The following is a 5221-nucleotide window of genomic DNA, read 5'->3' as shown; positions in this document are numbered from 1 at the left end:
CCCCATCCTGAAGGAGAACCCCCATGCCCGAACGCAAAGCAGTCGTCGCCAGCGCCTCCGGCCTACACGCCCGTCCCGCAGCAATCTTCGCCGACGCCGCCGCTGAACTGGACGTCGAGGTCACCATCGCCCTGGACGGCACCCCGAAGGACGAAGCCATGGACGCCTCGAGCATCCTGTCCCTCATGACCATGGGCGCCGGCAACGGCGACACGGTGGTGCTGCGCGCCGAGGGCGCCGGCGCCGAAGAGGCCCTGGACAAGCTCGCCGCCCTGGTTGAAACCGACCTGGACGCCTTCTGACGATTTCCGGAAGAGAAAATGTCCGCCCGGCAGGTCAGTCGGCTGATGAGGCGTTGTGGATTATCGTGGCGAAGTCCAGGAGGGTGGTGCTGAGGGCGGGGAGTTCGCTGGGGTGGAGGCCGTATTTGGTGAATTCGGTGGTGGGGAGTGTCCGGTGCCTGGCGATGGCGGCGGCTAACGTTGGCAGGTCCAGTGTCGGGGCGCGGCGTTGGCAGAGGGTGATCAGTTGCTGGTGGGTGAAGCGGTGGCTGGTGATGGTAGTCGCGGGCGTATCCGCGTGAGTAGACGGCGAGCAGCTTGGATGCGACGGAGTCTTTCAGGGACAGGATTGGTCCGATGTCGATGATGGCGGGGGAGTTCTCCCACCAGTCCAATCCAAGGTCGATGACGACGGCTTCTTCGTTGTGCCCTACGGTGACGCTGGCGAACTCCTCGTATTGTCGGGTGATCTCGACGGTGTATCCGGAGGCTTCGAGGGCGGCCGTCATTTTCTGCACCGATGCGGCGAAGGTTGCCGGGGTGTGACTGCGGTGCAGGGCGAAGAGGTCGATGTCGTCCGAGAGGCGTTCGGTGATGCCGTGCTCAATCAGGGCCTGGCCGCCGCGAGAGGAAGCCGTCGGCGGCCAGGACGCCGAGGGCGATCTTGGCTGCTACGCGCTGAGCGTCGTCCATGAGCGGTGTTCCTTCGCTTCGCGGGTGGCGGGGAGCTGGGGGAAGGTGTTTTCCCAGAGCTGCCTGCACCGTGCGGGAAGGATCATGGTAGGCCACAGGGCCGTCAGCCGTGCCGGGTGGACGATGCGGCAGATTTCCTCGATGGATCCCGAATTCTGAAGGGTGAGTTGGTACAGCACCGAGCAGCTTCCGTCATCGACCACGGTGTAGCTTGTCTCCGGTCCCCAGTCCAGGTGGAGGGGGAGCTCCACGGTTCCGGCGGCAGGACCGTGCAGGTCGTTGAACGCGTGCGGGACCAGGTACACGAGGGAGTCGGCGATGGTGTGCCGGTGCTCGACCGGGGCTGCGACATACTCGCGGAGCCGGATACGGATGAGTTCGGACACGGAGGTGCCTTCCCGCACGGCTTTGCGGTGGGCTTCATTCCACAGTTCGTCGCTGACCCGGATCGTGTGCCGTGGCGTCCCTGCCGACATAGTGCGCTCCTGCCTTTGAGAGGGTGTTGGCTTCAGCGACAAGTCTACGCGGTGTCATGACACCCCGAAAGAGGGCGTCATGACCAGGCAAGAGACGCGTGTTGGGCGTTGCCAGACCCGGCTCTGTACCCGTCCCGGTGACGCTCCTCGAGTCTCCGCCGCGGCACTTGCTTTCGCACGGGGTAGGTTTTCGGGAGTCCCGGGGCTGAGCTTCAGTCAATAGAAACGCCCCCGGCTACCCCACATGGGGCAGCCGGGGTGTTTTTGCTGTGGAGGACGGGCGCTAGGACGGGAGCTGGTCCGCAAGGCGCGCCTTGATCCGCTCGCTGTCATCAAGGAGGGAGGCTTCGTTCACGGCCGCTGCCGCCGGGGAATTGTTGTTGCGGGCCGCTGTGATCAGGTCCTGCTGGTAACGCCACAACGAATCGTCGTCGCTCGCATCCAGCGAACCTTGTGCGCCGACAATCTTGTACGCCCGGCACTTTTGCCAGAGCGCCCGGATCATCTGCGCCAGCACGGGGTTGCCGGCAGCGTTGTACAGGATGGAGAGCAGGGCCTCGTCATGGTCCAGCAGGGCGGGATTTCCGCCATCTACAAGGACTTGATTGCCAACGAGGATCGCCTGCACCAAATTTACGACGACGTTATGGTGGCTTACGAACAGAACTCGCGAATTCTTTTGCTGACCACCTGGAAAACCCATCTTGATTCCTTCAGGTCCCGGTTCGAGGCGAATGGTCTGAAGCCGGTGGTCTTCAGTGGGGCAATGAAGGCGAAGGAGCGACAAGCCGCCGTCGACCTTCTTTTGAACTCCGATGACTCAGAGCCGCTGCTGGTGTTGGGAACCGGCTCCTACATTGGCGAGGGCTTTGATTGTCCGAAGCTGGATACCTTGTTCCTTGCGGCGCCCATTTCCTTCAGGGGCAGGTTGGTCCAATACGCCGGCCGAATCATCCGACCATACCCAGGGAAGACGGTGGCGACCGTTCACGACTACCATGATGAGTCCACTCCGGTCGGTCCTGGCAGCTTCCCTGAACAAGCGGTCGCCGGGGTACGTCTCGCTCGGGTTCCCTGATCCGCGGAAACTGCCAAGCGCGTGACGTCGTCATCCCCGCAGGGACAGTCTTCGGTGATTTTGCGACAGCATCAGCCCACCAATGGTCCCCGTGACGACCACGTAACGGAAAGCGACGTGGACGTACTTGACGTACCTGATGTACGTGCGGATGATTGATATATGAGCACCCCCACACATGAGACAGTCGGTGGACACGTCTACGGGTTTACCCAAGCACGGGATTCGTTGAAGACGATCCTCGATGCCAGCGAGCGGGGAGGGCTGTCCACGATACGGCGGCCCGACCGGGCCACGGCCGCCGTCGTCAATGGAGAGAGCTTGCGCCGTTATCTGGAATTGACGGTCGTCGCCAATGTCCAGGTCGTGAACGAGGACGGAGCATGGGCTGTCTTCATGCCGGGGCAGCCTTTTGCCGCTGAGGCCACGGAACTGGGTGAAGCGTTGGCGGACTTCGTCGATGCTTTGCGGGACTACGCGGAGGATTGGGAGGATCATTTGCACGCGGCGCCCAATCACCGCGAGAACTGGGCCTTGGTTCAGCTCATTGATCTGTGCACCGATCAGCAATTGGCCGCCTGGCTCACCGGCTCGGTGGCATGAGCGTCCGACGCGTGGGCGGACGGGACGATCATGAGAAGTTCTGTCTAACCGAGCGCTGGGAGTTGGTGACGAATGCCCGCGGGAAACCAGTGCGCCATCACGCGACTTACCGGTTGAGTCTGCAAGACGGACGGATCTTGCGGACCAGGATTTCCCGCCCGGTGGATCGCACCACGTATTCGAGTTCGATCTGGAACCATATTCTCCAAGACCAGCTCGAGGTCAGTGAGGATGAGTTTTGGGCATGCGTCGATGACGGTGCCTTGCCTGCCCGCGGAATGGCATCCCCTCCCGCTTTGGCTATTCCCCTGGCGCTGGTCTGGCAACTCACCCACACCGTTGGACTGAATGAACGAGATGTTGCCCGGATGACGAAGGAGCAGGCCGTTCAGGCGATCAACGATTACTGGATGTCGCAAGGGGGAGGACAGGACGATTGAGGCGGTTGTCCGGCTGGTCGGACAGGCCGCAGTTGCCATAGCGGACATTCGTCTCCGTGAAAAAAGCGGCGTGTGCACAATGTGCACACTTTGGCTGTCGGACTGGGCCGTACCGGGGCCGGACCGGGCCGTACTCGGCATGTTTTCGGCACGTCCCAGTGTTTCCGAGTCACACCCGATCGAGGCCACCGGCCGCGAGCTCCGCAGGCTATTCTCCTGGGTCCAAAGCGATGACGACTACACAGAGGGCACCGCGGCCCGCTGACGACAGCGTTCAACCACATCCCAGATCGGGCATCAGAATGGCAAACAGCGAAGATACTTCTGGCTCTTCATGGCTGGGTCGTGGCGGCATGAGGCCCGGGCGTCGTGGACTTTCGGCGGCGAGCATAGTGCGGGAGGCGTGCGCCTGATCGCCTCTCGAGGGCGAGTTCGGCTCGTTCGACGACGGAGCGGACCGAAGGGTTTTCCGAGTTGCCTGGAGGACTTTAGCCTCGATCTATCAGGAGCACCGCGCTAAACGCCCGGTTGGCGGCCTCTGTGCCCGCCGGCAACAGATTGATCGTGTGACCACCTGATAGCGCTCATCCGAGCGGGGCAGAATGCGAAGTGTGTTCCGGGAGGGTAGGGCGTGCTTGTGCCATCTGGCAGGGTGAGGTGCGCTGAGCTCCCTTCGGGCACGGTGAAATCGATGCGGAGCTCCTCGTTTGCGATCTCCCAGGCGACCTGGATCCGGCCTTGGGGTGACATGAAGCGGAAGCTGGCTGAGGTGATGCCTCCGCCGGGGTGGGGCTCGATGTCGAAGCGCTCCCACCTGGCTGAGCCGGCGGCTTGTCGGAGGCCTACGAGGTATTCGTGGAGGAAGCGGATAACGGCTCCCTTGCTGTAGTGGTTGAGCGATTCGTGCGCGATCCCGTGTTCATCGACGCCTTCCCAGTCCTCCCAGACGGTGGTGGCTCCACGATCGAGCATTCCCAGCCACGACGGGGTTCCGCGGCGGAGCAGCAGACTGAAAGCGAGGTCTGTGTAGCCGTTGTCCGCGAGGACGGGGAGCAGCAGGCCACTGGAGAGGAATCCGGTGCCGAGCCTGTCGCCGGCGTCGTGGATGAGCTGGACAAGTCGCTCGACTGTCGCAGAACGCGTAGGCTCGGGGACGAGGCCGAAGGCCAGGGCCCGGACGTAGGCTGCCTGGGTGTCTTCGCGGGTGTGCCCCTCGGGTGTGAGGAACTCGGTCTGCCACGCCTCCCTGACACTTTCAGCGACCCTTCGGTACCGCTCGGCCGCCTCGGTATGGCCGAGAATTCCGGCGATCCGGCTGAGTGTCTTGGTGGTGCGGTACAGGAAGGCGGTGCCGACCTCGCCACGGTCCGCGCTCATGTAGGCGTAGGGATTTTCGGCCATGGGGTCGATGAGGGACCGTCTGCCCGGCGGCGTTTGGGCTCGAGCCATTCTCCGTAGTGGAAGGGGGCATCCCAGATGTACTGCTCGTGGGGGAGCGGTGTCTCTGGGCGGGCGATCCGGGACGGGTGGCGGGCCGTCTTGGCGAGATGGAGCGCGTAGTCGACCCAGCGGGTCATCGAGTCCCAGCTTTCCGCGAGAAGCTCCGTGTCTCCGTACGCTTCGTAGATGGCCCAGGGGACGAGCACTGTG

8 protein-coding genes are annotated in these 5221 nt (G+C 63.1%); 4 read left to right on the top strand and 4 right to left on the bottom strand.

Annotation, left to right across the window (positions count from 1 at the left end; translation table 11 throughout):
- The first annotated feature begins 23 nt into the window (after positions 1 to 23).
- Entirely contained in the window at positions 24 to 302 is a 279-nt protein-coding gene (locus tag AHiyo1_RS14735) for an HPr family phosphocarrier protein (RefSeq protein WP_059389073.1), read from the top strand.
- Between the two features lie 650 nt (positions 303 to 952).
- Here AHiyo1_RS14735 and AHiyo1_RS14720 read toward each other — a convergent pair.
- Together AHiyo1_RS14720 and AHiyo1_RS14715 are read right to left on the bottom strand one after the other, a co-directional pair.
- Positions 953 to 1450, bottom strand: a complete 498-nt coding sequence (locus AHiyo1_RS14720; protein ID WP_059389070.1) for a hypothetical protein — start codon at positions 1448 to 1450, stop codon at positions 953 to 955.
- A gap of 283 nt (positions 1451 to 1733) precedes the next feature.
- Positions 1734 to 2078: an FCD domain-containing protein gene (locus AHiyo1_RS14715; RefSeq protein WP_253257368.1), complete on the bottom strand. Its 345-nt coding sequence runs from the start codon at positions 2076 to 2078 to the stop codon at positions 1734 to 1736.
- An 18-nt stretch (positions 2079 to 2096) separates the two neighbouring features.
- Between AHiyo1_RS14715 and AHiyo1_RS14710 the strand changes: the two genes are divergently transcribed.
- From AHiyo1_RS14710 to AHiyo1_RS25620, 3 genes are all read left to right on the top strand, one after another.
- On the top strand, positions 2097 to 2528 hold the full coding sequence (locus AHiyo1_RS14710; RefSeq protein ID WP_059389069.1) for a DEAD/DEAH box helicase: 432 nt from the start codon (positions 2097 to 2099) through the stop codon (positions 2526 to 2528).
- Between the two features lie 162 nt (positions 2529 to 2690).
- On the top strand, positions 2691 to 3131 hold the full coding sequence (locus AHiyo1_RS14705) for a hypothetical protein (protein WP_059389068.1): 441 nt from the start codon (positions 2691 to 2693) through the stop codon (positions 3129 to 3131).
- A gap of 161 nt (positions 3132 to 3292) precedes the next feature.
- Complete coding sequence (locus tag AHiyo1_RS25620) at positions 3293 to 3571, top strand: hypothetical protein (RefSeq protein ID WP_216363216.1); 279 nt, start codon at positions 3293 to 3295, stop codon at positions 3569 to 3571.
- Between the two features lie 516 nt (positions 3572 to 4087).
- Here the strand turns inward: AHiyo1_RS25620 and AHiyo1_RS14690 are convergent.
- Both AHiyo1_RS14690 and AHiyo1_RS24820 read right to left on the bottom strand, forming a co-directional pair.
- The gene (locus AHiyo1_RS14690; RefSeq protein ID WP_172465601.1) at positions 4088 to 4972 is read right to left on the bottom strand and encodes an alpha-L-rhamnosidase-related protein; all 885 of its coding nucleotides are present in this window, start codon (positions 4970 to 4972) and stop codon (positions 4088 to 4090) included.
- Positions 4945 to 5221, bottom strand: a 277-nt coding sequence (locus AHiyo1_RS24820; RefSeq protein ID WP_172465600.1) for an alpha-L-rhamnosidase-related protein, incomplete at its 5' end; no start/stop codon positions are given. The genes AHiyo1_RS14690 and AHiyo1_RS24820, both read right to left, overlap by 28 nt.

Origin of the sequence: Arthrobacter sp. Hiyo1, from assembly GCF_001263615.2 — a bacterium.
GTDB lineage: Bacteria > Actinomycetota > Actinomycetes > Actinomycetales > Micrococcaceae > Arthrobacter.
This window is presented reverse-complemented; position numbering and strand designations above follow the sequence as displayed.

Bases quoted from the DNA above. Each gene is read 5' to 3' on its own strand.
- AHiyo1_RS14735 (WP_059389073.1), top strand. From the start codon at position 24: ATGCCCGAACGCAAAGCAGTCGTCGCCAGCGCCTCCGGCCTACACGCC.
- AHiyo1_RS14720 (WP_059389070.1), bottom strand. From the start codon at position 1,450: ATGTCGGCAGGGACGCCACGGCACACGATCCGGGTCAGCGACGAACTG.
- AHiyo1_RS14710 (WP_059389069.1), top strand. From the start codon at position 2,097: ATGGTGGCTTACGAACAGAACTCGCGAATTCTTTTGCTGACCACCTGG.
- AHiyo1_RS14705 (WP_059389068.1), top strand. From the start codon at position 2,691: ATGAGCACCCCCACACATGAGACAGTCGGTGGACACGTCTACGGGTTT.
- AHiyo1_RS14690 (WP_172465601.1), bottom strand. From the start codon at position 4,972: ATGGCCGAAAATCCCTACGCCTACATGAGCGCGGACCGTGGCGAGGTC.